Origin of the sequence: Vibrio sp. 10N.222.48.A3, from assembly GCF_041475345.1 — a bacterium.
GTDB classification, from domain to species: Bacteria; Pseudomonadota; Gammaproteobacteria; order Enterobacterales; family Vibrionaceae; genus Vibrio; species Vibrio tasmaniensis_A.
In genome coordinates this window covers 1-2,119 of record NZ_JBFRVX010000402.1, presented here as the reverse complement: position 1 = coordinate 2,119, position 2,119 = coordinate 1, and the positions used below count along the sequence as shown (strand labels likewise).

Genomic DNA, 2,119 nt, shown 5'->3' with positions numbered 1-2,119 from the left:
ATGTCCATACGAACCTTACCGCCATACTCTTCAACACGCTTAATAGCTGAATGAAACTGCTCTTTTGGAAGTTGCAGACAGAAGTGGAAGATGCCTAGACGAGAGAAGTCTACTTCGTGACGCTCTTGACGTTCTTTCATTTCGAACAGTTCAACACCGATGCCATCAGATGTGACTAGGTGTGCAATGTTGAAGCCTTTGAAGCCTTCGCCAAATACTGCGATACACATACGGCCGATTGCTGATTCACGCTCTTCCATAACCTTAGTGTTGTTCATTACGATTCTTAGACCCAGCGCTTTCGTGTAAAACTCGACTGCTTGATCCATGTCACCCACCATGATGCCTACGTGATTCATTTTCATAACTTACTCCAAATTCGTTTTTAATTCTGTGCGTTTCGAAGACTGGCTTCGATGTTTCGTTTCGATGGAGAGAGTATATGGAGATGTAACGATTAAATGAAATTATCATTAATTATATTAATGATAATTTTTTGTTATTTACAGATTTAGCATCAAATCCCAGCTCGCTTAAAGAAGCCACGCCTGCCCTTGCCTACTTAGATACATAGATACATAGAGGCTTACGTGAATAGAGATAAGCCGAAATAGAACGTAGCCCTAGTTTGATAACTTTTATCGATAGTTTTTGTCGATAGCGATCTTCTTACGAAGATAGGATTTGCCTATTGAATCTATAGAAATGTCCGATTTCACTAATTTTCGGTGCGAATGCAATATAGCTCCATCGACGCGGGATAGCGTTAAACACTACAAATTAGAAAGAGAGTCGAATCATGATCAACACAGAAATCAAACCATTCAACGCAACAGCATTCAAAAACGGCGAATTCGTAGAAATCACTGAGCAAGACGTTAAAGGCAAGTGGGCTGTATTCTTCTTCTACCCAGCAGACTTCACGTTTGTATGTCCAACTGAGCTAGTTGACCTACAAGACAAATACGCAGAGCTTCAATCTCGCGGCGTAGAAGTTTTCTCAGTATCAACTGACACGCACTTCTCTCACAAAGCATGGCACGATACTTCTGACAAAATCGGCACTATCGAATACTTCATGGTCGGCGACCAAACAGGCAACATCACAAACAACTTCAACGTTATGCGTGAAGGTCAAGGCCTTGCAGACCGTGCAACGTTCCTAATCGACCCTGAAGGCGTTATCCAAGCAATGGAAATCACAGCTGAAGGCATCGGACGTGACGCAGAAGACCTACTACGCAAGGTTAAAGCAGCACAATACGTAGCCGCTCACCCAGGTGAAGTTTGCCCAGCTAAATGGAAAGAAGGCGAAGAGACTCTAGCGCCATCTCTAGACCTAGTAGGCAAGATTTAATCTAAGCCTAGTTCAAACAAGAACAGCTAAGAAAGAACAAGTAAAACAGAACAGTTAAACGGTTCTACAGGCGCGCTTCGGCCTCCCTCCTAAAGGGCAGTTGCGCGCCACCCTTTCAAAACATCAACACCACAATATTTGCCGACTTGCGCCCCCTTTTTATTTTCCTTTTTCAGCAAGAAGGTATTGGTCAATACCAAGACACAGAATTTAAGAGCAGGCACGATTATGTTAGATCAAGCAATGAAGCAGCAGCTAAAAGCATACCTAGAAAACCTAAAAACCAATGTTCAGTTAGTCCTTAGCCTAGATGACAGCGACACCGCGAACAAACTTCAAGATCTGGCGAATGATATAGCTTCTCTCACTGACAAAATTGAAGTGATTCGAGATGACAGCGCAAGCACTCGCAGTCCTATCATGCAGGTAGTGAACCAAGAGAAAGGCACCGCGATCGGTTTTGCCGGTTTGCCAATGGGCCACGAGTTCACATCACTGGTACTTGCACTGCTTCATAGTGGTGGTCACCCTATCAAGCTTGAAGCGGACGTAATCGAGCAAATTAAAGAACTCGATCAAGAGCTTAATGTAGAGATTTTTATCTCACTCTCATGCCAAAACTGTCCAGAAGTGGTTCAGGCATTCAACATGATGTCGGCGATTAACCCTCTGGTTAAGACAACCATGATCGACGGCGCAGCATTCCAAGACGAAGTGAAGTCTCGCGACATCATGGCAGTACCAAGCGTGTTTATTAACGGT

The 2,119-nt window shown here is 43.7% G+C and carries 3 protein-coding genes; 2 read left to right on the top strand and 1 reads right to left on the bottom strand.

The features are described from left to right. Positions 1-365: VOC family protein (locus AB4653_RS12520; RefSeq protein ID WP_372104298.1), on the bottom strand; the 365-nt coding region annotated here is incomplete at its 3' end. Positions 366-799: 434 nt separating this feature from the next. On the opposite strand from AB4653_RS12520, the gene ahpC reads away from it, so the two are divergent. Both ahpC and AB4653_RS12510 read left to right on the top strand, forming a co-directional pair. Beyond that, entirely contained in the window at positions 800-1,357 is a 558-nt protein-coding gene (gene ahpC / locus AB4653_RS12515; protein WP_004736364.1) for an alkyl hydroperoxide reductase subunit C, read from the top strand. A 228-nt stretch (positions 1,358-1,585) separates the two neighbouring features. Beyond that, a partial coding sequence (locus AB4653_RS12510; protein WP_372070958.1) for a thioredoxin family protein occupies positions 1,586-2,119 on the top strand: 534 nt, incomplete at its 3' end.